The 23,140-nt window shown below is 70.1% G+C and carries 20 protein-coding genes and 2 pseudogenes; 16 read left to right on the plus strand and 6 right to left on the minus strand.

The annotated features are described in order from the left end of the window. Positions 1 to 21 precede the first annotated feature (21 nt). Together O1G22_RS44790 and O1G22_RS04860 are read right to left on the minus strand one after the other, a co-directional pair. Positions 22 to 639: pseudogene (locus tag O1G22_RS44790) on the minus strand (universal stress protein); the annotation flags it as partial. Next, entirely contained in the window at positions 614 to 1,651 is a 1,038-nt protein-coding gene (locus O1G22_RS04860; RefSeq protein ID WP_270080142.1) for an NAD-dependent epimerase/dehydratase family protein, read from the minus strand. The pseudogene O1G22_RS44790 and the gene O1G22_RS04860, both read right to left, overlap by 26 nt. A gap of 1,654 nt (positions 1,652 to 3,305) precedes the next feature. Between O1G22_RS04860 and O1G22_RS04865 the strand changes: the two genes are divergently transcribed. Together O1G22_RS04865 and O1G22_RS04870 are read left to right on the plus strand one after the other, a co-directional pair. Further along, positions 3,306 to 3,770: a universal stress protein gene (locus O1G22_RS04865; protein WP_270080143.1), complete on the plus strand. Its 465-nt coding sequence runs from the start codon at positions 3,306 to 3,308 to the stop codon at positions 3,768 to 3,770. A gap of 207 nt (positions 3,771 to 3,977) precedes the next feature. Further along, entirely contained in the window at positions 3,978 to 4,547 is a 570-nt protein-coding gene (locus O1G22_RS04870; RefSeq protein WP_270080144.1) for a sodium/proton-translocating pyrophosphatase, read from the plus strand. On the opposite strand, the gene O1G22_RS04875 is transcribed toward O1G22_RS04870, so the two are convergent. Further along, entirely contained in the window at positions 4,504 to 5,016 is a 513-nt protein-coding gene (locus O1G22_RS04875) for a hydrogenase maturation protease (RefSeq protein WP_270080145.1), read from the minus strand. The genes O1G22_RS04870 and O1G22_RS04875 overlap by 44 nt on opposite strands. 174 nt (positions 5,017 to 5,190) lie before the next feature. Here O1G22_RS04875 and O1G22_RS04880 point away from each other — a divergent pair, with 174 nt between their 5' ends. The 6 genes from O1G22_RS04880 (at position 5,191) to O1G22_RS04905 (ending at position 10,158) form a co-directional block, all read left to right on the plus strand. Further along, positions 5,191 to 6,339 (plus strand): 4Fe-4S dicluster domain-containing protein, encoded by a 1,149-nt coding sequence (locus O1G22_RS04880; RefSeq protein ID WP_270080146.1) that lies wholly within the window; start codon positions 5,191 to 5,193, stop codon positions 6,337 to 6,339. Beyond that, positions 6,336 to 6,818, plus strand: coding sequence for a cyclic nucleotide-binding domain-containing protein (locus O1G22_RS04885; protein WP_270080147.1), 483 nt, complete (start codon positions 6,336 to 6,338; stop codon positions 6,816 to 6,818). The genes O1G22_RS04880 and O1G22_RS04885 overlap by 4 nt, the downstream gene beginning before the upstream one ends. Beyond that, positions 6,815 to 7,651: an FAD/NAD(P)-binding protein gene (locus tag O1G22_RS04890; RefSeq protein WP_270080148.1), complete on the plus strand. Its 837-nt coding sequence runs from the start codon at positions 6,815 to 6,817 to the stop codon at positions 7,649 to 7,651. The genes O1G22_RS04885 and O1G22_RS04890 overlap by 4 nt, the downstream gene beginning before the upstream one ends. A 1-nt stretch (position 7,652) precedes the next feature. Further along, on the plus strand, positions 7,653 to 8,450 hold the full coding sequence (locus O1G22_RS04895; RefSeq protein ID WP_270080149.1) for an NADH-quinone oxidoreductase subunit B family protein: 798 nt from the start codon (positions 7,653 to 7,655) through the stop codon (positions 8,448 to 8,450). Further along, positions 8,447 to 9,814: a Ni/Fe hydrogenase subunit alpha gene (locus O1G22_RS04900; RefSeq protein ID WP_270080150.1), complete on the plus strand. Its 1,368-nt coding sequence runs from the start codon at positions 8,447 to 8,449 to the stop codon at positions 9,812 to 9,814. Before O1G22_RS04895 ends, O1G22_RS04900 begins: the two co-directional genes overlap by 4 nt. A gap of 218 nt (positions 9,815 to 10,032) precedes the next feature. Further along, positions 10,033 to 10,158: a hypothetical protein gene (locus tag O1G22_RS04905; protein ID WP_270086697.1), complete on the plus strand. Its 126-nt coding sequence runs from the start codon at positions 10,033 to 10,035 to the stop codon at positions 10,156 to 10,158. Positions 10,159 to 10,554: 396 nt separating this feature from the next. On the opposite strand, the pseudogene O1G22_RS04910 reads toward O1G22_RS04905, so the two are convergent. Beyond that, positions 10,555 to 10,641, minus strand: a pseudogene (locus O1G22_RS04910) (hypothetical protein); the annotation flags it as partial. 715 nt (positions 10,642 to 11,356) lie between these two features. Between O1G22_RS04910 and O1G22_RS04915 the strand changes: the two are divergent. The 3 genes from O1G22_RS04915 to O1G22_RS04925 all read left to right on the plus strand — a co-directional run bounded on the left by O1G22_RS04915 (position 11,357) and on the right by O1G22_RS04925 (position 13,741). Continuing rightward, positions 11,357 to 12,181 (plus strand): universal stress protein, encoded by an 825-nt coding sequence (locus O1G22_RS04915; RefSeq protein WP_270080151.1) that lies wholly within the window; start codon positions 11,357 to 11,359, stop codon positions 12,179 to 12,181. 385 nt (positions 12,182 to 12,566) lie between these two features. Next, complete coding sequence (locus O1G22_RS04920) at positions 12,567 to 13,361, plus strand: slipin family protein (RefSeq protein WP_270080152.1); 795 nt, start codon at positions 12,567 to 12,569, stop codon at positions 13,359 to 13,361. 83 nt (positions 13,362 to 13,444) lie between these two features. Further along, positions 13,445 to 13,741, plus strand: coding sequence for a hypothetical protein (locus tag O1G22_RS04925; protein WP_270080153.1), 297 nt, complete (start codon positions 13,445 to 13,447; stop codon positions 13,739 to 13,741). Between the two features lie 46 nt (positions 13,742 to 13,787). Here O1G22_RS04925 and O1G22_RS04930 read toward each other — a convergent pair whose 3' ends face one another. Beyond that, the gene (locus O1G22_RS04930) at positions 13,788 to 14,891 is read right to left on the minus strand and encodes a baeRF2 domain-containing protein (protein ID WP_270080154.1); all 1,104 of its coding nucleotides are present in this window, start codon (positions 14,889 to 14,891) and stop codon (positions 13,788 to 13,790) included. 280 nt (positions 14,892 to 15,171) lie between these two features. On the opposite strand from O1G22_RS04930, the gene O1G22_RS04935 reads away from it, so the two are divergent. The 4 genes from O1G22_RS04935 (at position 15,172) to O1G22_RS04950 (ending at position 18,883) form a co-directional block, all read left to right on the plus strand. Continuing rightward, on the plus strand, positions 15,172 to 15,399 hold the full coding sequence (locus tag O1G22_RS04935; RefSeq protein ID WP_270080155.1) for a DUF1918 domain-containing protein: 228 nt from the start codon (positions 15,172 to 15,174) through the stop codon (positions 15,397 to 15,399). Between the two features lie 241 nt (positions 15,400 to 15,640). After that, positions 15,641 to 16,039: a CBS domain-containing protein gene (locus O1G22_RS04940; RefSeq protein ID WP_270080156.1), complete on the plus strand. Its 399-nt coding sequence runs from the start codon at positions 15,641 to 15,643 to the stop codon at positions 16,037 to 16,039. A gap of 347 nt (positions 16,040 to 16,386) precedes the next feature. Then, the gene (locus tag O1G22_RS04945) at positions 16,387 to 17,049 is read left to right on the plus strand and encodes a CBS domain-containing protein (protein ID WP_270080157.1); all 663 of its coding nucleotides are present in this window, start codon (positions 16,387 to 16,389) and stop codon (positions 17,047 to 17,049) included. A gap of 334 nt (positions 17,050 to 17,383) precedes the next feature. Then, the gene (locus O1G22_RS04950) at positions 17,384 to 18,883 is read left to right on the plus strand and encodes an AAA family ATPase (RefSeq protein WP_270080158.1); all 1,500 of its coding nucleotides are present in this window, start codon (positions 17,384 to 17,386) and stop codon (positions 18,881 to 18,883) included. 341 nt (positions 18,884 to 19,224) lie between these two features. Here the strand turns inward: O1G22_RS04950 and O1G22_RS04955 are convergent, their stop codons facing one another. Next, complete coding sequence (locus O1G22_RS04955; RefSeq protein ID WP_270080159.1) at positions 19,225 to 21,273, minus strand: spermine/spermidine synthase domain-containing protein; 2,049 nt, start codon at positions 21,271 to 21,273, stop codon at positions 19,225 to 19,227. A gap of 331 nt (positions 21,274 to 21,604) precedes the next feature. Between O1G22_RS04955 and O1G22_RS04960 the strand changes: the two genes are divergently transcribed. After that, a complete protein-coding gene (locus O1G22_RS04960) occupies positions 21,605 to 22,918 on the plus strand; it encodes an alpha/beta hydrolase family protein (RefSeq protein WP_270080160.1) in 1,314 nt (437 codons plus the stop codon). Positions 22,919 to 23,140: the final 222 nt, after the last annotated feature.

Here is a 23,140-nt window from a genome sequence, read left to right on the forward strand (position 1 = left end):
GATGACGTGCACCTCTACCGGTCCGGCCTTTCGGAAGGCGCGATTGATCACCGAGCCGTGCAGCAGTTCGTAGCCGCGGCTGCGGCGGCTGGCGCCCAGGACGAGCTGGCTCGCCTGCTCGGCGCGGGTGAAGGCCAGGAGCGTACGTGTCACATCCTCGCCCGTGATCTGGGCGTACCGGCCTCCCAGTTCCACGAGCAGGCGGCGCTGGCCGTGGAGCCAGGGCGGGTCGGGTTCTTTCAGGCCGCTGGGGTTGCGGACGTGGACGCCGACAAGTTGGGCGCCGGTTGCCGTGGCCAGTTGGGCGGCTCGGTGCACAACGCGGTTCCCCTCCATCTCGCCCGTCAGGGCCGCGACGATGCGCGAGCCGGGTGCGGCGGTGCCGACGCCTCGGCCGGCGGAAGTGCCGCGGCTGTCCTCACGGATCCATTGGCCCGCCAGGCCCCGCAGGGCCGCGATGTTGCCGGGGCGGAAGAAACCCGCCAGTGCCCATCCGACTCTGCCCGGTGGATAGATGCGCAGCAGCCGGCTGCGCAGGGCTTCCGGGTCGTGTTGTATGTCGCGAGGGGTACGTGCGGCACGCCGGGATCGGAGCTCTGCGTGCTGCAGACGGTCACGAGTGTGGTCGGATGGCCTCACTGGCGCGTCCTGCCGGAGAGGCCAGTGGCGGGGTAGGCATGCCCGCGTCTTCGCGGAGGCCTGCCAGCCACTCCCGCATCGCCTCCTGGACCGAGTACCGGGGCGCCCAGTCCAGCTCCTGCCGCGCCCGTGACGTATCCATGATCGGGAAGTGCAGCATGGCGTCGAACAAAGATGGCGGCGTGCGCAAGAGATGCGTCCGCCAGGCCGCGGAGACTGCGGCCCGGACCGGCCAGCCCGGCACAAGGAAGGTCCGTGCGCCGAACATCTCGCCCAGCATGGCCGCGTCCACGACGGGTTCGGCAGCCAGATTGAACGCTCCACGCACCGTCCGCACGGTGGCCTGCCGGAATGCCTCGGCCGCGTCGTCGGTGTGCAGCACCTGGTAACGCATGCCGGGGACGGCTGGGATCGCAGGCATGTGCTCCGGGCGGGTCAGGCGCTTGGGCACCAGCGGGCCACGGAACAAGCGGTGCTGCTCGCACGCGGCTTCGCGCTTGAACATGAAGCCGGGCCGCATCCGCACCACACGGATCTCGGGACGTTGAAGTTCGAAGGTGTCCAGGACACGCTCGATGTACGCCTTCTCCTGGCACAGCGTCGACTCCGGCCAGCCGTCGGTAGGCCAGAGTTCGTCCACGGCCCGGTCCTTGGGCCCGGGCGAGTAGGCCCCGACGAAGGACGCGTAGATCAGCGCGGGAACGCCGGCTGCGGCCGCGGCCTCGAAGACCCGGATGCTGCCCTGCACATTCGTGCGCCAGGTCGTCGCTGGGTGGTGCGTGGGCTGGAAGAGCCACGCCAAGTGGATGACGGCGTCGGCGCCGGCGAAGTGTCCGGCCAGTTCGGTGGTGTCGTCCGCGATGTCCGCGCACGCCCACCGGGTCTTTTCCGGAGACCACTGCGGGAGGCGGCGGGCCAGCCCCAGGATCGATTCGATCTGCGGGTCCGCGCCGAGGGCTTGGACGACGCTGGTACCGGCGTTGCCGGTGGCCCCGACAACTACTACCCGCATGCCAGAAGATGTCATGGTTCTCGCCTGCCCTTCCGACGCTGAGGGAGGGGATTTCCTGAGTACCCCTCGCAGCGCCTGCAAAACGACAACGGTGGCGTCGAGGGACCCCGCGAGCCGGCCCACATTGACAGTTCTCCGGCACAGTGCCCTCCTGCACCATGCGGTCGATCACTGCTGTACGGCGACCACCGTCTCCACCGGGATCTCCCGCACGCCGAATACCGTTTCCAAGGGGCCGTGCCCTTGCGGCTCGGCTCACCCGCGGCGGCGTCGTACCAGCCCTCGGCCAGCTCGCCCAGGTACCGCTCGAATACGGCGAGGATCACACCGAGCGCGGTCGCGCTGTTGCCGATCTTGTACGCGGCCCCGGGAAGTCTCCAGCGCGCCGATCGCCGACTCGCATCACAACCTGCCCCAACTTCGCGTGTCTGCCAGCGACTTCGCGCCGCGCCTCCACCTACTCCACAACGAACAGCCGGTCCTGCTCACCGGCGTAGGCCGCAGCCCGCACCACCCATGCGAACTGCCGCGACCACCGGCCCACCAGCGCGCGAGGGCTTATCCGACTCCCGTGCCACCTTCGCGGCACCCCGCGCTGGACCGAGATCGCGGTACACGACGAACGCCTCGAACGCCTGGGCAGACTCATACGCCTGCCGCCCCCAGGGACCGACGACGCCCCGGTCACGCACCGGTTAGCCTTCCGTCTCCCCATGTGCCACCGATTCCGAGCCACGTCAGCCACAAGGGTGGACTTCGGAGGGTGGGTGGGCCCCTACCGGCGGGCAAAGAAGATGAGGCAGAGCGGTGGCAACGGTCGGCTGCTACGGACCGGCTTGGTGCTCTTCGGTTCGCAGAGTGCAGGCACGGCAATACCTTGGCTCCAGGGTCATGCCCGTGCGAAGGCTCCCACACAAAACAGTCCCCGGTAGTGCTGCACGTGTCCTGAAGCGTCAGTCGTCACTGCTGCCTCGGTATCGCGCCGGCTTGCCGGGGGCCTAAACCACATCCTGTCCGAGTTACTCCGCCGACTAGACGTCCTCACCGGCTTTGTGGCTCTTTCGGTGTTATGGCCTACTCCTACGATGCACGATATTCATTGCGAGTCAATACCATTCGGGTAGCTTTTTCGGCATCCGGCAAAGGCCCGGAGATCGAGGCGCGGAACCCCGATCCAGGGCGCGGCTCAAGAGGCGGGATGAAGAAGCAGATCTCCGAGAAGATCACGACGTCGAAGGCAGCCGCGAAGTCGGGCCGACAGCCGAGCAGCGTGTCACCACGACGTGCCGGTTGCCGGTACGAGCGGTCAGAAAAAGGATGCCCGATCAAGCGGGTGTGTGGCCCGGCCGGTCCGTTCGCCGCTCACCAGCACGCGCGGCATACATGCTGGGCGTCGCGCCAGGATCGATGGTCAGCTCCTATGGATGCCTGGGGTGCCCGGCACTCGCGCTCACACTGCTCGCCGAGCGGCTGTGACTGACTGGTCTTCCCATGGTCGACGCACCCGACAGCCGGGTACGGCCGAAACCATTCATCACCGGAGGCCGCTGATCCCAGGTTCCCCACACGCGTACGCCACGGCTGAAGTGGCGACGCCCCGCCGGCACGGAGATGGTGGAGGAAGGGATCACATACGACCAGGCAGGGATACGTGATGAACAACGAGGCCACACCCCCTCCGCGAATCGTCGTGGGCATCGATGGCTCCGAACCGTCGAAAGCGGCTCTCCGGTGGGCGGTGAACCAGGCGAAGCTGGTCGGCGGTGCGGTCGACGCGGTCTTCGCCTGGGACTACCCGACGCCCTGGCATGGCCTGGTCCCCCCCACGGAGAAGGAGCCGGGTGACTACGAGGAGCACATGCGAAAGGTCCTGGACCATGCGATCGACGAGGCCCTCGGCCCGGGCCCGGGCCGGCCTGTCGCGCTCCGCACCATCTCGGCCCACGGGCATCCGGCCACCGTTCTGCTCGATGCCGCCGCAGGAGCAGAGCTGCTGGTCGTGGGCAACCGAGGGCTCGGCGAGTTCCGCGAGGCGTTGCTGGGCTCGGTCGGCATGCACTGCGTGCAGCACGCTCCCTGCCCCGTCGTCGTGATCCGGGGCTCCGGCCACGGAACCTGAGGAAGGCGCGCACGCTCACCGGTCCAGCATGGGCCGATCCTCCGCGGCCAGAACACCGTCCCGATCACGCACGGAGGGCCGCGGCCCGACTCAGGCAGCCGGTTCGTGTGGCCGGACAAACCGTCGGACCGAACTCGGCGATGATCGAGCTGCTCACCGGCTCCTTCACTGAGCCCACCCGCGCGCCGGAACGCGAGACCAACCGCAGTGCACGCCGCCACCGCCCTGTTCGGTGGCTTCCGCACCGCGGTCGAGGACAGTCTCGCCGAAGTGGGCCGTGCGCCGACCTCGTTCAGCCTGTCGGTCGACAAGCCGAACGCACTCGTCGGACTGCTCCTCGACGCCGCGGCGGTGTTCCTGTTCACCGCCCCGGCGGTCATGGCCGTGGGCCGGTCCGCCGGGCGGGCCGGGACCGAGGTGCGTGAACAGTTCCGCACCACATCCGCGATCATGGAAGGCACCGAGCTGCCCGACTGTGCCCGGGTGGTCGACATCAGCACCGCCGACGCCCTGCGCGAACGGGCCACCCCGGCTCTGCTCGCCGCCATGGCCCCCATCGCCGTGGAATGCGCGCTCGGTTACACGCCACTGGGCACCTACCAGGCCGGCGCGATCGCGACCGGTGCGCTGATAGCCGTCTTCCTCGCCGGCTCCGGTGCCGCCGTCCTGCTCCGCACCCAGCCGCTGTCATCGGGCAACACGCGCCTGCGCACTTTCACGCGTCCCGGCAATGTCATCCGTCACTGCTCCCGTTGGCGGTCCGGGCGTACTGCGTGATTTCCTCGGCGATCTGTTGGGCGAGCGGTCCCACAGCCGCCGCGACCGGTGCGGACAGACCAGTGCCCAGGCCGGCGTCGGCGCCCTCCACCGCGTAGACGATGAGCCGGTGCGGCAGCCGGTGCAGCCGGCGGGCGAGTTCGGCGGCGTCGCCGAGCCCGAGTCCGTGCGAACTTGTCTCCCCGCTCTCGCGTGGCAACTGTTCCCCGTCGAGTTCGACGCGGTGGATGCGTCCCGGGTGCGGCGGCTGGGCCTGCGCGGCATCGATCACGATGGTGAGGTCGGTGCCCTCCCACATGCTGATGAGCCGTACGGGTTCGCCGTCACTGACCATGAGCCTGGTACCGGACGGCAGCGGCCGCTCGGCGGCCCGGTCCGTCAGACGGGCCACGACTGCCCAGCCCACGCCGTCGTCGCGACGGAAATCGTTGCCGACCCCGATGACACCAATACGCAGCTGCTCGCTCACGCCGTTTCTCCCTTCCCCCTCTCCGGCTCCGCGGAGCCGGCCCTCACGTTCGGCGAACCCGTACGAGGGAGGAGGGAGGCCACTTGGACCACAGTGGGGACGGTCGGCCCCTGCATATCGGCCGCCTCGCGGAGAGACTGGACAGCGTTGGTTCTCGGCGCTGGAAGGTGGGCCATGGCGAATGCCGCCCCCCATGCGGTGATCGGTAAGGACGGCGTGGATGCCCTGATCGCCGTCCTGGCCGGACGTGGCCGTACCGTCATCGGTCCGACCGTGCGCGACAACGCGATCGTGCTGGCGGAGATCTCCGGTGGTGACGAGCTCCCCTACGGCTGGGGGGTCGAGGTGGAGGCCGGCCACTACCGGCTGAGGCCGCGCGAGGACGGTGCCGCGTTCGCGCACAGCGCGGGCCCGCAGTCGTGGAAGACGTTCCTGCATCCCCAGCGGGTACGACAGTGGAGCGCCGAGCGGCGCGCCGACGGCACGCTGGTGATGGCCGAGGACGACACGACGCCGCCGTCGTACGCGTTCCTGGGGGTGCGGCCGTGCGATCTGCGGGCCATCGCGGTGCAGGACAGGGTGCTCACCGGTGGCCGGTACGCCGACCGGGCCTACCGCGGGCGGCGCGAGCGGGCTTTCCTGGTGGCGGTGGAATGCACCGAGCCGGGCGCCACGTGCTTCTGCGTGTCCATGGGCACCGGGCCGGCCGTGGGTGACGGCTACGACCTGGCCCTGACCGAAGTGATCGACGACGAGGGGCACCGCTTCCTCGCACGGGCCGGCAGCGCCGAGGGGGAGGCGGTGCTGGCCCGGTTGCCGCGCCGCCCGGCGGACGCCACGACCGAGACGGCGGCGCGCGAGCGGGTCGCCCAGGCCGCGGGCCGCATGGGTCGCACGATGCCGCCGGTGGACCTGCAGGTGCTGATGCGCGAGACGCTTCAGGCCGACCGCTGGGACGACGTCGCCGCACGTTGCCTGACGTGCGGGAACTGCACCATGGCGTGTCCGACGTGCTTTTGCACCACCGTCGAGGAGGTCACCGACCTCACCGGGGAGCACGCCGAGCGGTGGCAGCGGTGGGAGTCCTGCTTCGATGTGGATTTCACGCATCTGCCGGGCGGTCCGGTGCGCGCGTCCTCGCGCAGCCGCTACCGGCAGTGGTGCACCCACAAACTCGGCACCTGGTACGACCAGTTCGGCAGCTCGGGGTGTGTCGGCTGCGGGCGGTGCATCGTGTGGTGCCCCGTGGGCATCGACATCACCGAGGAAGCCCACGCCCTGAACGACGAGCGGGCGGCCACGTCGCAGGAGGCGGCGTCATGACGACCGTCGGCCACGGTTTTCTCGGCGCACTGTCCACCGGCCACCGTGAGCGGCTGCTCTCCTTCGCCCGCCCAAGGTCCTTCCCCGTCGGCACCCGCATCTTCGACGAGGACGACCCCGCTGACCGGTTCTGGCTCCTGCGCCGCGGGCATGTCGCCCTCGACGTCCACGACCCGGGCCGCGGCACGGTGGTCGTGGAGACCCTCGGTGAGGGCGAACTCCTCGGCTGGTCCTGGCTGTTCGAGCCGTACCGCTGGCACCTGGGCGCGACCGCCCGTGACCTGGTGGAGGCGTACGAGTTCGAAGCGCAACAGGTGCGCGCGGCGATCGAGGAGGATCCCGCATTCGGGCTGGCGGTCACCCACTGCGTCGCGTCGGTGGCGATCGGACGGCGGCTGCGGGCCTGCCGGATCCGACTGCTCGACCTGTACCGGCCGCCCGGCGGCGGAGCGGCCCCGCGGGGTGGTGAGACGTCGTGACCGACCCCTCGGTGGCGGTGCGCCCCGCCGGGGTCCCCCTGCCGTACCGGGTGGTCGAGGGCAGGGTCGAGGCGCCAGACGTCGCGACGATCGTGCTGGAGCCGGTGAGCGTGGCGTTGCCGCCGTTCGCCCCGGGCCAGTTCGCGATGGTCTACGCGTTCGGCGTCGGCGACATTCCGGTGTCGGTCTGCGGGATCGACGGCCGGCGCCTCACCCATACCATCCGGGCCGTCGGGGCGATCTCCGGCGCGCTGCAACGGGTACGGCCCGGCGAGACGGTGGGCGTGCGCGGTCCGTTCGGCACCGGCTGGGAGCTGCCCGCCGCCACCGGGAGGGATCTGCTGGTGGTGGCAGGCGGCATCGGAATGGCGCCGCTGCGACCGGTGGTGCTCGACGCGCTCGCCGCGCCCGAGCGATACGGGCAGCTGAATGTCCTGATCGGCGCACGCATGCCGCGCGACCTTCTCTACGCCGGAGAGGTGACCGACTGGCAGGCAGGCGGTGCCCGGGTCCTGGTCACCGTCGATCGCCCGGACGCGGAGTGGACGGGTGACGTCGGCGTGGTCACCACGCTGCTGGAGCGGGCGGCGTTCGACCCGTGCGGGAGCGCGGCGTTCGTCTGCGGCCCGGAGGTGATGATCCGGGCCACCGCCCGCGACCTGGTCCACCGGGGACTCGATGCGGACCGGATCCGGGTGTCGCTGGAGCGCACCATGCACTGCGGCACCGGCCACTGCGGCCACTGCCAGCTCGGCCCGCTGCTGCTGTGCCGCGACGGTCCCATTGTCAGCTGGAGCCGCGCCCAGTCCCTCCTCGCGGTACGGGAGCTGTGAGATGACCGAGGAAGCCGGCCAGGACACCGGACGGCCCAAGCTCGCGGTGTGGAAGTTCGCCTCCTGCGACGGCTGTCAGCTCACCCTGCTCGACTGCGAGGACGAACTCCTCGGCATCGCCGACCAGCTGCGTATCTCCTACTTCCTGGAGGCATCGAGTGGCCCCGGGCCCGGACCGTACGACCTGTCGCTGGTCGAGGGCTCGGTCACGACCGGGCAGGACGTCGAGCGCATCCGGTACATCCGCGAGGTCTCGCGCCGTCTGGTGACCATCGGCGCCTGCGCGACCGCCGGTGGTGTCCAGGCGCTGCGCAACTACGCCGACGTGGCCGAGTTCCGCTCCGTCGTCTACGCCAGGCCCGACTACATCCAGACGCTGGCCACCTCCACCCCGATCAGCGCCCACGTCCCCGTCGACTTCGAACTGCGCGGCTGCCCGATCGACCGCGGCCAGCTGATCGAGGTCATCACCGCCTACCTCGCCGGCCGCACCCCGGACGTCCCGGCACACAGCGTCTGCTTCGAGTGCAAACGGCGCGGCACCGTGTGCGTGACCGTCGCCCACGGCACACCCTGCCTCGGCCCGGTCACCCACGCCGGCTGCGGCGCGCTGTGCCCCGCGTACGGGCGCGGCTGCTACGGGTGCTTCGGCCCGTCCGGCTCCACCAACTTCCCCGCCTTTGTCCCGCTGTTGCGCCGCGACGGGATGGACACCCTCGATGTGGTGCGGGTGCTGCGCACGTTCAACACCGCCGCCCCCGAGTTCGACGCGGCCTCGCGGAAGGAACAGCACGGGTGACACATCGCCAGTCCAAGGTACTGCGCGTCGGCTCCCTCGCCCGCGTCGAGGGCGAGGGAGCCCTGCATCTGATCCTGCGCGCACGCGAGGTCGACCAGGCCCGGCTGCAGATCTACGAACCCCCGCGCTTCTTCGAGGCGTTCCTGCGCGGGCGCTCCTACACCGAACCGCCCGACATCACCTCACGGGTGTGCGGGATCTGCCCGATCGCCTACCAGCTGAGCGCCTGCCGTGCCGTCGAGGACGCCTGCGGGGTCGTCGTCGACGGCCAACTGGCCGCGCTGCGCCGACTGCTGTACTGCGGCGAGTGGATCGAGAGCCAGACCCTGCACATCTACCTGCTGCACGCACCCGACTTCCTCGGCGCTGACAGCGCGATCGACCTGGCACGCACCCGACGTGCGGACGTCGAACGCGGCCTGCGCCTGAAGCAGGCCGGCAACGCGATCCTCGAACTCCTCGGTGGCCGGGCGATCCACCCCGTCAACGTCCGCCTCGGCGGCTTCCACCGCGTCCCGGCCGTCTCCGAACTGCGCTCCCTCGCCGAGCGACTGCGCCGGGCCCGCGACGACGCCGAGCAGACCGTGCGCTGGGTCGCGGGCTTCGACTTCCCCGACGCCGGATGCGACAACGAACTGCTGGCCCTCGCCGAACCCGGCACCTACGCCATCGAATCGGGCACCCCGACCGCGATGACCGCCCCGAGCGCGGCCGGGCTGCCCGCCGACCACGACCGGGCGCTGCCCACCCGTACCTTCGGCGTGCGCACCTTCGGCGAGCACGTGGTGGAGACCCAGGTGCCGCATTCGACCGCACTGCACTCGCTGCTCGATGGGCGCCGCCATCTGACAGGCTCCCTCGCTCGCTATGCGATCAGCGGAGGCCGACTCTCGACGATCGCTGTGCAGGCAGCTCAGGACGCCGGGCTCGGCGACCCGCGCGAGGGCGTGGTGTGCCGCAACCCGTTCCGCAGCATCATCGTCCGGGCGGTCGAGGTGCTCTACGCGGTCGACGAGGCACTGCGCATCATCGACGCCTACGAGCCGCCGCCACACCCCTACCTCGACGTGCCGCCTCGCGCCGCCACCGGCCATGGAGCCACCGAGGCGCCCCGCGGGCTGCTGTACCACCGCTACACCCTCGACGCCAACGGCACACTCACCGATGCGAGCCTCGTCCCGCCGACCGCGCAGAACCAGGGTGCCATCGAGGAGGACCTGCGCCGCCTGGTCGAGGAGCGCCTCGGCAGTGGTGAGCCCACAGAGGCCGAGCTGACCGCCCTGTGCGAGAGAGCGATCCGCAACCACGACCCGTGCATCTCCTGCTCCACCCATTTCCTGAAACTCACCGTCGAGCGCAGCTGAGACGGCCGCGGACACACGGTGGCCGTGGCACTCGCCCTGGGCGATGCGACATCTTGGCGGCCCGGCGGCCCAGGCGCAGCGTGCTCATCGCGGTCACCGGGCGCTGCGGCCCTGATTCTGCGGGTTCTCCCCTGACGCGCGCGACTCGAAGATCACGGACTGAATGACCTTGATAGTGGTGTCGAGATCTTCCGCAGTCCGCTCCACCTTCTCCCGCCGTGCTGGACGACCTGGGGCCCGGCGGCCGCACCATCCAGGTCCGGCTGCCGGAGCAGGAGCGCGACGTGATCGCCGACGGCGCCCTGCTCACCTCGGTCCTGACCGCCCTCGCGGCCGACGCCTGATCCACAGCCAGGCTGGGCGGCCGCCGACTCTGACCGCCGAAGGTGCAGATCACGTCCGTGGAGCCGAGCGTCTCCACCGCGCTGAGGCGTTTGACGACCGCCCAGCGCCAGGGCCGGCGTGATCACCGGTAGCAGTCCCTCGGGCACGTTGCCGACCAGCAGGCCGACGGCGACGACGACCGCGTCGTGGAACGGCAGCTTCGCCGCGAACATGGCCAGTGGCAGGACCGCCACCTCATGCCCACCGCGATCACCGCGATCAGCCACGCCACCCGCGGGACCTGCGCCTCCAGCGGGCTGCTCTCCCGTTCGACACGCTCGGAGAGCGCCGCGATACGCACCGAGTTCGGTGTGCATGCCGGTCGCGAAGACCACGGCCCTGGCCTCGCCCTCGGTACACGTGGTGCCGCTGAAGACGAGATCGCGCGCCGGCAGCAGCGGGACATGGACGTCGACGGGGTCGGCCGCATGGTAGGCGGGCACCGCCTCACTGGTCAGCGGCGACAGATCGACCTCGATTCCGCCCTCGATCAGCCTCCGCCGGCCGAGATGCGGTCCCCTCCTCGATCACCGGCCACGACCCACGAGCCGCCCAAGCGTTGCAAGGAGCCCAAGCCGCACTGACCGCGGGCCGGTCCGTCCTGCTCTACCCGGGAGGCGGTCTCCCGCACCGCAAGGACGCCCGAGAAGCCCCGCCCGTCCCTTCCACCCGGGCCTCGTCCAGCTCGCGCACACGACCGGCGCCCCCGTCGTGCCCCTCGGCCAGGCCGGAGCCCGCGCACTGGCATCGGGCAGCCCGTGGCACAGGCGGTGAGACTGCTCACCGCTGCGCTGCGCCGACCGAGGCTGCACGTGCACGTCGGTGCGCCTCTCCACCTTCGAGGCGAACAGGCCCAGGCCCTCGACCTGGCCCACCGCGCGCTGACCCAGGCCTGGTGCACCGCTGCCGGACGACTCGGCGGGCGAGTGAGCCCCGTTGCGGTCTGACGGTGCGGTTCGGCATTGCTCCGCTCGGCCCCGTCGGGATGCCCGCACAGTGCGCATGCGGGACGGTGGAAGGGAGCGGAAGGGAGCCTGCTCCACGGTGGGCCACCTGCGGCGGCCGGAGGAGGGCGGCACCTGGATCCGCCGCTGTCCCGGCGGACCTCTTTGGTCCGGCGGAGCCCAATGCGTTCGGCCTGAATCCCCGGGAGAGGAAATGACTGATCCGATCGTGGTCGGGGTCGACGGCTCCGGGCGCAGCCTGCGGGCCCTGCTGTGGGCTGCGAAAGAGGCATCACTGCACCACTGCCCGCTGCGCATCGTCCATGTGCGCTCCTTCGAGCCTGGTCCCGTGCCGGATTTCCGGATCGTGAGTGAGGCCACCGCGATCGCCCAGCAAGCCCACCCCGAGCTGGAGGTGACCTCAGCCGAGGTCGATGGCACGCCGGCGGTCGCATTCCTCTCCGAGTCCGAGCGGGCGCAGGCCGTGGCTCTGGGTGCCAAGGGCAGAGGAGGCTTCGGGACCATGATGCTCGGCTCGGTCGCCCTGCAGGTCGTCGGACATGCCGCGAGCCCGGTGGTCGTCGTCAACCACGTCCCCCTCGACCAGGGTCGCATCACTGTCGGTGTCGACGGTTCGGCTCACTCCCAGGCCGCTGTGGAGTATGCCTTCAAGGAGGCGTCCTTGCGCGGTGCACAGCTTCAGGCGCTGTACGCCTGGTGCCCTCCCGGGGGGCGGCCGGCGCTGGTCAGCCCTGCCCAGGACGCAGCCGACGCAGAACACCGGCGCGAACTGGAGGAGTCGCTCGCTCCGCTGCGCCAGGAGTATCCGGATGTCGAGGTCACGGAGGAGCTGGCACACGAATCACCGGTTGTCGCCCTGGCCCGTGCCTCCGACCGGTCCGACCTTCTGGTCGTCGGCTCCCGCGGTCGGGGCGGCTTCCGCGGACTGGCCCTCGGCTCGGTCAGCCACGCCCTTCTCCAGTACTCCATGTGTCCCATGGCCGTCATCCGCCCGCGCACACAGCCGGCCCCGTCATGACACACCCGCCTCTGGTGCGCCAGGCGGCCCGGTGGCGGCGCCGAACGACAGTCTCGCCGAGGCGATGTCATCTGCCCCACGTAGCTCTGTGCAGGTCCGGCGGGGCCTGACCTACCTTCACCGAAGCGGTCGAACTGAAAGAAGGGGTTGCGCAAGTCGCCTTCGTCCCGTAGCGCATCGCGGAGGCCGGATCTGGGGCACTGAGGCGTTCCGCTCGTCCCATTCCGTCCGGCCGACGTTCATGGACTGGGCGGCCCGCGACGCCCCGGACAAGAACGACGGGTACGCCGGGGCCGATCGGGCCCTGGCGAGGGGACTGGTGGCCCGGGCCAGGGCGGCACCGGCCGAGCCACGATGGGAGCAAGAACCCCAGGAGGTGAGTCCCGTGGCAAACCTCGGCGTCGCGATCGTCCGGCAGTACCAGCGCGGTGTCGTGTTCCGCTTCGGAAAACTCCGGAGTGTGCGGGACCCGGGCATCCGGTTCATGATTCCCCTGGTGGACCGTCTGTGGAAGGTCACCCTGCGGACGGTCACCATGCCGATTCCGTCCCAGCAGGTCATCACCCGGGACAACGTCTCCATCGGCGTGGCCGCGGTCGCCTACTTCCGCCGCGTCGACCCGGTGAAGTCCATCGTCGAGATCGAGGATGTGTCCTCCGCGATCAGCCAGATCGCCCAGACCACCGTCCGCAACGTGGTGGGCCGCTCCCTGCTGGACCAGGTCCTCACCGACACCGAAACCCTCAACAGCCAGATCAAGGACATCCTCGACGGGCTCACCCAGCAATGGGGTATCTACGTCCTGCTGGTGGAGCTGAAGGACATCGAGCTGCCGCCGGGCATGCAGCGGGCCATGGCCCGCCAGGCCGAGGCCGAACGCGAGAAGCGCGCCAAGATCATCGCCGCCGAGGGGGAGGCCTTAAGCGCCGACCGTCTCGCCGAGGCGGCCGACGTCATCAGCGAGCACCCGATCGCCCTGCAACTGCGCAACCTCCAGATCCTCGCGGAGATCGCCGCGGAGAAGAACTCCACCATCGTCTTCCCCGCCCAGTTCCTCGAAAGCGCCCGAGCTCTGGCCCGGTTCGTCGGAGAGGAAGCTGGACGGAGCACCGTGACGTCTCCACCGGAACTGCAAACACGCAGGGAACCGGTGGGAAGCGGCAGCTCCGCCCCGGTCTGAGCCGGGTGGGCCCAAAGCACCGGGAAGCAGGACTGCCGGAAAGAAAGAGACCTCCGCATTCACGAAGGAAGGCTGAAGGCGCCATGGTCCAGACATCATGGACGACGACAGGCGTGTTCACGGGGCAGGGGGGCGTGCATACCGACGAGGCCGGGATCATCACCGGGGACCTGACCGTGCACACCACTTGGGACGGCAAGCAGGCCGTGGTCAAGGTCCAGTACAGCGGCACCTCCCAGTGGTTCACGCTGACCGGAAGCCCGGTGCCCTGTCCTTCTCGGCAGGGCAGCCGAGACCTGCACCAAGCGGTGGTGGAAGCCGTGCGGGCCGGTGGCGGCACCACCGTTCCACGGCACGACCAGCTGTGGGTACAACCTTGAACACCGGGCCGGAGAACCGGCGTTGAGCCGCATCCCGGAAGCCTGTTCACTCGCCGGATGCGGGGTCGGCGTAACGCAGAAGTACGCCCACGCCCTCGCTCAGCCACAGCTCCTGCTCGGGCACCACGACCAGTTCGGCCCTCGTGCCGACGAGGGCACGGGCCAGGGCCGCGTCGGCCCGTTCCTCGCTGACCTCCCGTATGCCATAGGAGCGCAGTTCGTTTTCGGTGAGGGCGAGTTGACCGGGTTCCGGGCCGGCCCACAAGCGGAACGGTGACTCGGGGTGGTCGTTGAGGAAGAGGGCCTTGACCCTGCCGCGTTGCAGCGCCGACACGGCGGGCGCAAGGCCTTCCGCGAACGCCCCGTCGCGGGCCCGCTCGGCGAGGAGGGCGTCCAGCAGTGCCCGGTCGTGCGTGGCCATGCGCCCTTTGAAGAGGCTTTCGAGTCGCTGCTCCATCAGTGCCCGCCCGGGCTCGGACTCGCCGACGCCCTCGACGGTGGTGACCTGTCCGCGCAGGGAGGCCGGCAGCCGGTTGATGAGGATGCCGCGGGCCCAGACGTCTCCGGCGACGACCACCGTCTCGACGTCGATGCGCCGCGCGTGACCTTCCAGCTCCCGGCCGACCTCTCCGGCGGCGCGGGGCCAGTCGGCGACTGGGATCTCCTCGTCCAGCCGGTGGCCCGGCGTGACCTTGGTCAGCGGCCATGTGCCCGCCTCGGCCTCGATCCGCACGGTGCCGGTGGCGTCCGTCGAGTGACGGCCGCCGTAATGCACGTGCACGGCCAGGTACGGGATACCGGGCGCGTGCTGGACGATCAGCGGCATGGTGTCGGGCAGCGTTCCGAAGTGCGCAATATCCCGTGCGGGCGGTGCGGGCAACTCGTCCAGCAGGGCCAGGTGTCCGTGGGCGGTGAAAACGGCCTGACCGTGGGTGCCGGGAACGTCCGCGTCGCTGCCCACGGTGCCCGCCACCGCGGTGATGGAGTCCCGGTCCGCTCCCTCGGACATCAGTGCGTCCCGAAGATGCCGCCAGCGCAATTCTATGGCGGCATCGGGATCCTCGATGGCGGCGTCGCGGGACGTGTCCAGGTAGACGGACGCGAAAGGACCGGACTGCGTGTAAAGAGGTTCCAGGAAGGAAAGTCTCATGATCACTTCCAAGTGGGCCGTCGGCGCCACGTGCCACGCCCGGGATGCCGCCGTATCAGGACACGTTCGGGTTGGCGTGCCGCGGCTTTCCAACTCCAGGATGCGCCTGCCTCACGAACCGTGCCGCTCGCCGCACGAACCGTGGGACGTCGGGCGCCGACCTGGTCACGGGCCCGATGGCCGGCCGGAGGTGCCCGAACGGCCCCTTCTGCGCCAGGCACCTCCCGGGGTCATCCTGAACGAAGGCAGGGAATGATGGCAGGGAGCGAGGTCAGCCACGATGAAGGCGCATGAAGGTGACGTGCTGCGGTTCACCGGCAGGGCCGTGGGATCCCCCGAACACCACGCCACCGTCTTGACAGTGCTTGGCCAGAACGGCGAACCGCCCTACCGGGTGCGCTACGAAGACGGTCACGAGACAGAGATCTTTCCCGGTCCCGGATGCGTGATCGAGACCCGTCCGGCACACGAAGCCCCGTTCGGGCAGCCGCACCGGGAGACGCAGTGACCGGGCACACCGCAGGCGGGAACAGCCCAGCGCCGCCTGTATGCGGCGCCAGGCTGCCACGGCGTCGGGTAGCGCGAGGCACGGTCTCCGCGGGGGTGGGTGGCAGCAGGGGCCGCACGGACAAGCTTGGGCCATCCACAGCGCGACATCTGGCTCAAAGCGGTGTCGGAAGCCGTGGAAACGGAGGACCGTCGGACCGCCAACATTCTTAGGGGCCGGCCATGACCACTGCGCGGACATCATGCACGCCGGCGCCACCTGCATCCAGGAGAGCGAGACACTGGGGGACGCAGCGCGCAGGATCAAGGAGCTGGACGTTGGAGCCCTGCCGATCTGCGGGGAGGACGACCGCCTGCACGGGATCATCACCGACCGTGACATCGTGGTGAAGTGCCTCGCCAAGGGGAAGGACCCACGGTCCATGACCGCAGGGCAGCTGGAGCAGGGCAAGCCGGTCACGATCGACGCGGACGCCGACAGTGACCGTGTCCTTCAGGTCATGGAGGAGCACAGGATCCGGCGGCTGCCGGTCATCGAAAACCACCGCCTCGTAGGCATGATCGGCGAGGTCGACCCCGCATGCCGCCTGCCGGAGGAACAGGTTGGTCACTTCGTCGAGGCCGTCTGCGTGACTACCTGAATTCGGACGCCGCGCGCAACCTCCTGGTCATCACCGCGCCACGGACTCTTCCCGGGTAGCCGATGCGGGTGACGGGGCTGGCCCCGGCATCGGCAGAAAACGACGGGCTGGCCCATCGTCGACTGCCCCGGAAACCGCGGGAAGCGGAGTACCTCGTCGCTGAGTCGGACCGGCGTTCCCGAAGGCAGTCCTGTGAAGGTGGCCGTCCTCCGCATCCCCCGGGAACGTCGCCGACATTCGGGACCATCGGCCCGGGGAGCGACCGGACGCAAAAGGAGCACAGTGGATAGAGAGGCTCGCAGGTCAGCGTCCACTGCGCGATGCACACGCAGGAAGGAGCTGCGACAATGACCGCCCAGCACAGCACCGTCAGCGAAGTGATGACACGCGATGTCGTGACCGTCCGCCCTGACACCCCGTTCAAAGAGATCACCTCCGTTCTGTCCACCCACGGCCTCAGCGCCGTCCCCGTGGCCGACACGCATGGTGCGCCCATGGGGCTGGTATCCGAAACCGACCTGCTCCGCAAGCAGGTCGAACAGCCCGACAAGTACGGTGACCAGGCAACACCCGGGTGGCCGCACGAGAAGGCCAAGGCACGCGCGGAGAACGCCGCCGGCCTCATGACCACCCCCGTGGTCACCGCGCACGCCGACTGGCCAGTCGCCCAGGCAGCCCGGACGATGGACCGCAACCGAGTCAGGCGGCTGCTGGTCGTGGACGAGACCGACCACATCATCGGCATCGTCAGCCGCTCGGACCTGCTCCGCGTCTTCCTGCGCCCCGACGAGGAGATACGCGAGGAGATACGCGACGATGTGCTGAAAGGGATGCTGCGGCTGGGCGGGATGGAGGTGCAGGTCCAGGTTCACGAAGGTGTCGTCACCCTGCGCGGCGAGGTCGAGAACCGCAGCACCGCCCAAATCGCCGAACCGCTCGCCAAGGGCGTGGACGGCGTGGTCAGCGTCCGGCCGATGATCGACTACACCGTCGACGACACGGCATCCTGAGGCCGGCCGAGCGGGAGGCTCGTTCAGCTCCGGAACCCAGCCCGACGACGGAAGCGCCAAGGCGGGCGCATCGTGGATCGGGCCGGCCCGCGCTTCCGCTTCGCCGTGCGGCCGCCGTTGCAGTAAAGCCAGGCGGCCCTCGGCACAGCGCCAGGCACTGAACAGGAACTGACGAGCTGAGACGCCGCAGGTGGCGGAGGAGGAGCGCCCCGGGCCGTGCCTGCGTGTTCGGCCCGGGGCAGGTTCCCTGCCCGTAGGTGGTCGCACATGTCGCGGTGTCCGGAAATCGCCGTTGTACTGGTGGCAGGAGTGCTGCCGAGCGAGGGGAGTAGTCGTGTCGCCGTCCGACGTCTCTCGTCCCGTGAAGCCGAAGACGGTGTTCGACCGCGACGCCGAGTGGGACGCGCTCGCCGCGTTCGCCTGTGACACCCGGCCCGGGGCCGGCCTCGGTGTGGTGTCGGGACGGCTGCGGCAGGGAAAGACGCACCTTCTGAAGGCACTCAGCTCAGCCCTGGGCGGCTTCTACTTCGGGGCGCAGTCGGCGACTCAGGCCGAGTCCCTGCGCCGACTCGGAGACGAAATGGCCCGGTACACGGTCACATCGCCGCCGAGCCACTGGCATGGCTGGGAGGACGCCATCGACGCGCTGCTCGCGCTGGGAGACCGGCGGCCTGTCCCGATCATCGTCGACGAGTTCCCTGACCTCGTCCGGCAGAGTCCCCCGCTGCCCTCCGCCATCCACAGCGCCTACCAGCGGCTGCGCGACACGGGCCGGGACAACCGTGCCCGCCTGCTGCTGAGCGGCAGCACCCTGCCGGTGATGCGCCGACTGTTCGGCGCTGCCTCACCACTGCGCGAGCTGACCAACCTGGAACTCACCCTTGGTCCGCTGGACTACCGACAGGCCGCGCGGTTCTGGAACATCGACGACCCCGGCCTCGCCCTGCTGGTCCATGCCGTCGTCGGCGGAACCCCTGCCTACCGGCGCTACATCGGAGCGCACGTCCCCGGCGAGCTGGACGACTTCGACGCATGGGTGTGCGGAACGGTGCTGTGCCCCCAGACTCCCCTGTTTCTGGAGGCACATCACCTGCTGCAGGAGGAGACCGACCACTGGGACCGCGCGCTGTGCCACTCCGCGCTCGCCGCCATCGCCTCGGGCTGCTCGACACAGGGCGAGGTCGCGGAGCACCTCGGCGCTCCGCTCACCGACGTTGTCCGCTGTCTGACGCTCCTGCGGGACAACGGTCTGCTGCACGGCGGGCCCGACGCCTTCCGCCCGAACCTGATCGGGCTGCGCATCACCGAGCCGCTGCTGGCCTTCGAACACGCGGCCATCTGGCCTTACCGCTCGGCCTCGGAGCTGGAGCAGCAGGACGCCGCCGAGGTCTGGCAGCGCGTACGTCCCGTCTTCGACTCCGCGGTCGCCGGCCCCCATTTCGCCCAGATCTGCCGGGACTGGGTCATGGACTTCGCCGATCCTGCCGTCTTCGGCGCGCGCCCCGCGACGGCAGCCCATGGCTCGCTTCCCGACCCGGCGCGCGATGGTGGTGGCCCCGACGCACACGTGGAGGTGGCCGTACGCGGCCCGGCCGACACCCGTTCCGGAGCTCTGCTGTCGGTGGGAATGGCACGCTGGGACGAGGTCATGGACCTGCACCACCTGGAACATCTACGGCACCTCCTCGACCTGCTCGCCGCCCGCGGTGAGGACGTCACCCACACCCGACCCGCCTGCTACAGCGGCGCCGGTTTCACCTCCGGGCTCCGCGAGGCCGAAGCCAACGGACATGTGCTCCTCGTCGACCTCGACCGGCTGTACCGGGGGCGGTAGCCCGGCAGAAGCAGCGAAGCGAGCGGTACCCGGCGTGATCCGGTTCAGTCGGAATCCCGCCCGGGCAGCCTCCTCCCGGGCGCTCCAGGTTTTCTCCGTGGACTGGTGTCAGAAGGTCGGCGGCGAGGCATCCGGCAGCCGGGCCGGCCGCCGGATCTCCGACTTCTGCTGAATCGAATCGCGGTGTTCCGACGGCGCGACGCCCCCAGCACGTGCAGCCGCACCGCGCCCCGCTGGAACTCCCGCACTCTGGCCCATCTCCGGCAGTGACGGTCGAAGCCTTCCGCCGCGATGTTGTGAGCAACGTGCAGAAGCCGTAGGCCTTCTGCCCAGTCGTTGATCTACCGGCTGTTGACGGCCACCGTCTCGTCGGGCACCGGGGGCGACTGCGCGCCCGGCCCGCGCCCTGCGATGCGCATGGCGAGGCACGCTCCCAGGTACAGCAGGGCGACGACCAGCAGCAGCGCCTGATAGCCCGTCACCAGCGCCAGATATTCGAGCGCGCCCCCGGTCAGCGCGCCCAGCAGATTCGCGCCGAACGCGGATGTCGGATCCGCGGCGAGCGCGAGGCGGTCCGAGAAGATGAGGTTGGCGCAGAAGATGGGGGCGAAGGCCAGGGCGATGGCGGCGGCGAGCCGTCCGGCGAAGGGCAGCGCGAGCACCGCGTGCGCCGGGACGAGCCACGCCACCGCGAGGGTGCCGAAGAGCAGGAGCTGCAGCGCCGGCTGGTTGACCCGCCGCAGCCGGCGCCGGACCTCGACCGCCGCGAGGACGGCGAGCAGGACACCGATGAAGACCAGGGCGTTGACCAGCCAGGTCGTACCGAAGTAGAGCGCGAAGCCGATCACGTTCTTCGTTTCGAGCAGCATGAAGGCCGCGCCCATCAGGAACATGTCGGTGTAGCGGACCGTGCTTCGGATCCGGACTCCGGTCAGGCGCACCGCAAGGAGCGTCACCAGCAGGATCGCGCCCAGCGCGCCCAGGTAGAGCGTGGGAATGGTCCGGTGCAGCAGATACGGGAACGGGTGGTCGTCGCTCGCGGCCGCCGGGACCGCGCCGCTGGGCTGCCAGGTCCGCTCGCACGACTGGTCGGCGGTCGTCATCCCGGCCACCAGCACGGCCGCGTTCTTGCCGAACGTCGTCATGCAGGGGGCATGGCCGTAGATGTCATCGAGGGAGCCGGCGAAGCGGTCGACCAGCCAGCTCGTCCGGTAGTAGTTGTACATGGCGAACGCGCCGTTCGGCGCCAGATGATCGCGCGCGGCCTCGAACGCCTGCCGGGTGAACAGGTAGCTCTCCAGGCGCAGATTGCTCGCCCCGGCCACCAGCGTCAGCGAGTCCGGCAGCGCCAGGACGACGAGGTCGTATTTGGCGTTCGTCCGCTCCAGGAAAGCCCGTCCGTCATTGATGTGGACGTGCACCCGGGGGTCGTCGTACGGCTTCGCCGGGTGCAGCTGTGCGCCGATCTGCTGCAACCGGGGATCGATCTCGACCGCGTCCACATGCTGCGCTCCGTGTGCCAGGGCGACCGCGACGTCATTGCCGTTGCCGGCCCCGATGACCAGCACGCGCTTGTGCGGGTTGCCGGGCGTGCGGTCGTACGGCTGCCGATAGGGCGAGTTCTTGCGCATCAGCACCGGGAGCGGCGCGATGCTCTGGTGCGGGACACCGTTGGCGGAGATGCGGTATCCCCCGGCGGTGGACGGCACGGGCGTGAGCTGGACCTTGTAGTAGGGCGACCAGGAGATGCCGGCTGTCGCCGTCTCCACGAACAGCGCGGCGACCATCGCCGTGAGCGGGACGCCGTACCGCAGGGTGTTGCGCCGTCCGCCGAGGATCAGCAGGGCCGCGGCGGCGAGTACGCCCCATACGACCGAGGGAGCGCGGAGCCAGGACACCAGGGCGAAGGCCACCGAGCCGATGATGCTGCCGAGCAGGTCGTAACGGTAGGCGTCGAGCGAGGGAAGCCGGCGGAAGAGATCGGCGGCGATCTTGCCGATCGCAGCCATGATCGCCGCGGTGAGCAGGAAGATGGCCGGCAGCGTCACCCACTCGGGGAAGCCGGTGGTCTTCACGGCGGTGAAGTAGATGATCTGGCCGCTGCTCTGACGCACCTGCACCGGAAATTCGCGTACCAGAACGACGAGAAGCGCGAGCGGAACCGGTGCCCAGCGTGCGAGCCACTGCCCGCGCGCGGCGGGGATCAGGAACCCGATGCCGATGCCCAGGAACGACCCCAGCAGGATGAAGTTCGAAAAGTAGCTGAGGTGGACGACGTTGGCGCCCGCCCATCTGATCAGCGCCAGCTCGACGAAGAGCATGGTGGCGCTGGCCAGCAGAAGCCGCCAGCGCACCCAGCGGTCGGTTTGTCTGGTTTCGGTCGGCCTCACGCGCCATTACGGTGCCATCTTCAACGCGGTGAGTCGAGGAGACTTGCCGACTTTTATGATGATATCTCCAGATTCGGAGAGGTCTTGCGGAGCCGGCAACCATGCCGCGGGCGGCGTTGCCGGTGCGCAGTTGGCTGCGGTGCTCGTGGACAGCATGAGCAGTGCGCGGATCAGCCGCGGTCACCGACGGCGCAAGCCCGTCGAGACGTGGGCTCCGCCGCAGGCGGAGCAGGCGCGGCCGGCGCCTCGGACGGCGGATCTCCACAGGCGCGTTGATGGAGAGTGATGCCAGGGTGAGGCAGAACACGTTCGCTGGAAGGGGTCTCCACCCGTGCGGATCCAGAGCCTGCTCCACCTCCTGGTGACTCGTGCCGGCAGAGTGCCGCGCCGCCGCCGGGCGGGCCGCCTGTGCGCCGCCGTGTTCGCCGCCGCGCTCACCGCGGTGGGAGGCAGCTGTGCCTTCTCACACCAGGGGGACATCACCGGGACGGTTGACACCTCGGACCGGCGCATGCCGCCGGGAGTGACCATGGTGGGCCACACCTACCAGGTGCCCGATCCGCTGCCGGCCGCAGTGCCGGGCTCACTGATCGCCTCGACGGACCACGGCCCCGATGCGCGACTGGAGGGCGCGCGGCGCTGGACGGTGCTCTATCACTCGACCAACGCCCGGGGCGCGGACATTCCGGTCAGTGGCACGGTGCTGCTGCCACCCGGTGCCGCGCCCAGGGGCGGTTGGCCGGTGGTGTCCTGGGCACACGGAACGACCGGCGTGGCCGACGCCTGCGCTCCCTCCCAATCAGCGAATCTGGGCGCGGACGCCTTCGCTCAGGAGCTTCGCGCGTTCCTTCGCGCCGGCTACGCGGTCGCTGCCTCGGACTACCCCGGGCTGGGCACCCCTGCGGTGCACACCTACCTGGTCGGCGCGGACGAGGGCAACGCCGTCGCCGACATCGTCACCGCGGCCGGCCGGCTCGTGCCCGGCCTGTCGCCGGTGTGGTTCGCGGTGGGGCACTCACAGGGGGGCCAGGCCGCGCTGTTCGCCGCCCATGCCCGGCGTCCGACGGCTACGCAGCGCCTCGGCGCGGTGGTCGCCGTCGCGCCGGCCAGCCACCTGGAGGCGATGCTCGCCGGGGTGAAAACCTCTCACGTGCCCAGCGAACTGTCCTTCGCGTTCTACTCCCTGGCGGGACTGGCCGCCATCGACCCCTCGGTGAATCTGCGTTCGCTGTTGGGTCCCGCGGCCGCAGCGACCGCCTCCCACGTCCTCGCCGACTGCGTGACGGACAGCGATCCCGTGCTCAACGGCCTGGCCACCGAGCGGATGCTGCCGCTGAGCGCGGAGCAGATGCGGCAGATGGGCGAGCGGATGGGCGCCTACGGCGACCCGGACCGCTCCGCCGTGCCCGTCCCCGCGCTGGTCATCCAGGGCAGGGCCGACCAGGACGTGCCGCCGGCCTGGACCGACGCGGTCGTTGCACACCTTCGTCGCCTGGGCTCGTCCGCCGTCCTCTACCGCACCTACCCTGGTGCGGGCCACAACCAGGTCCTCGGCCAGTCCGTCTGCGACGTCCTGGCCTACCTCCATGCCCACGGCGGGGCCCGGTCCGACGCATGCACCACCTCGCGTACCGCCGCGAGATGAACCCGTCCGCCGCCACCGGCTTCGGCTTCCGAAACAGTCCACGCACGGATACGACGTCGGCGCCGGCAGCAGGCGGGTCGGCACTCGCGCGAGTCCGCTCCTGCGCGCCGGGCAAGAACAGCGACCGACGGATCATCAGTCCACTGCCGGCCAACACGGTGCGCCACGCCCGTACGACGGTCACGCTGAGCGCGACCCGGTCGGACGGCCCGGTGCGCATCG

The organism is Streptomyces camelliae (genome assembly GCF_027625935.1).
Lineage (GTDB): Bacteria > Actinomycetota > Actinomycetes > Streptomycetales > Streptomycetaceae > Streptomyces > Streptomyces camelliae.

Bases quoted from the DNA above. Each gene is read 5' to 3' on its own strand.
- O1G22_RS04860 (WP_270080142.1), bottom strand. From the start codon at position 1,651: ATGCGGGTAGTAGTTGTCGGGGCCACCGGCAACGCCGGTACCAGCGTC.
- O1G22_RS04865 (WP_270080143.1), top strand. From the start codon at position 3,306: ATGAACAACGAGGCCACACCCCCTCCGCGAATCGTCGTGGGCATCGAT.
- O1G22_RS04880 (WP_270080146.1), top strand. From the start codon at position 5,191: ATGGCGAATGCCGCCCCCCATGCGGTGATCGGTAAGGACGGCGTGGAT.
- O1G22_RS04885 (WP_270080147.1), top strand. From the start codon at position 6,336: ATGACGACCGTCGGCCACGGTTTTCTCGGCGCACTGTCCACCGGCCAC.
- O1G22_RS04895 (WP_270080149.1), top strand. From the start codon at position 7,653: ATGACCGAGGAAGCCGGCCAGGACACCGGACGGCCCAAGCTCGCGGTG.
- O1G22_RS04915 (WP_270080151.1), top strand. From the start codon at position 11,357: ATGACTGATCCGATCGTGGTCGGGGTCGACGGCTCCGGGCGCAGCCTG.
- O1G22_RS04925 (WP_270080153.1), top strand. From the start codon at position 13,445: ATGGTCCAGACATCATGGACGACGACAGGCGTGTTCACGGGGCAGGGG.
- O1G22_RS04930 (WP_270080154.1), bottom strand. From the start codon at position 14,891: ATGAGACTTTCCTTCCTGGAACCTCTTTACACGCAGTCCGGTCCTTTC.
- O1G22_RS04935 (WP_270080155.1), top strand. From the start codon at position 15,172: ATGAAGGCGCATGAAGGTGACGTGCTGCGGTTCACCGGCAGGGCCGTG.
- O1G22_RS04940 (WP_270080156.1), top strand. From the start codon at position 15,641: ATGCACGCCGGCGCCACCTGCATCCAGGAGAGCGAGACACTGGGGGAC.
- O1G22_RS04945 (WP_270080157.1), top strand. From the start codon at position 16,387: ATGACCGCCCAGCACAGCACCGTCAGCGAAGTGATGACACGCGATGTC.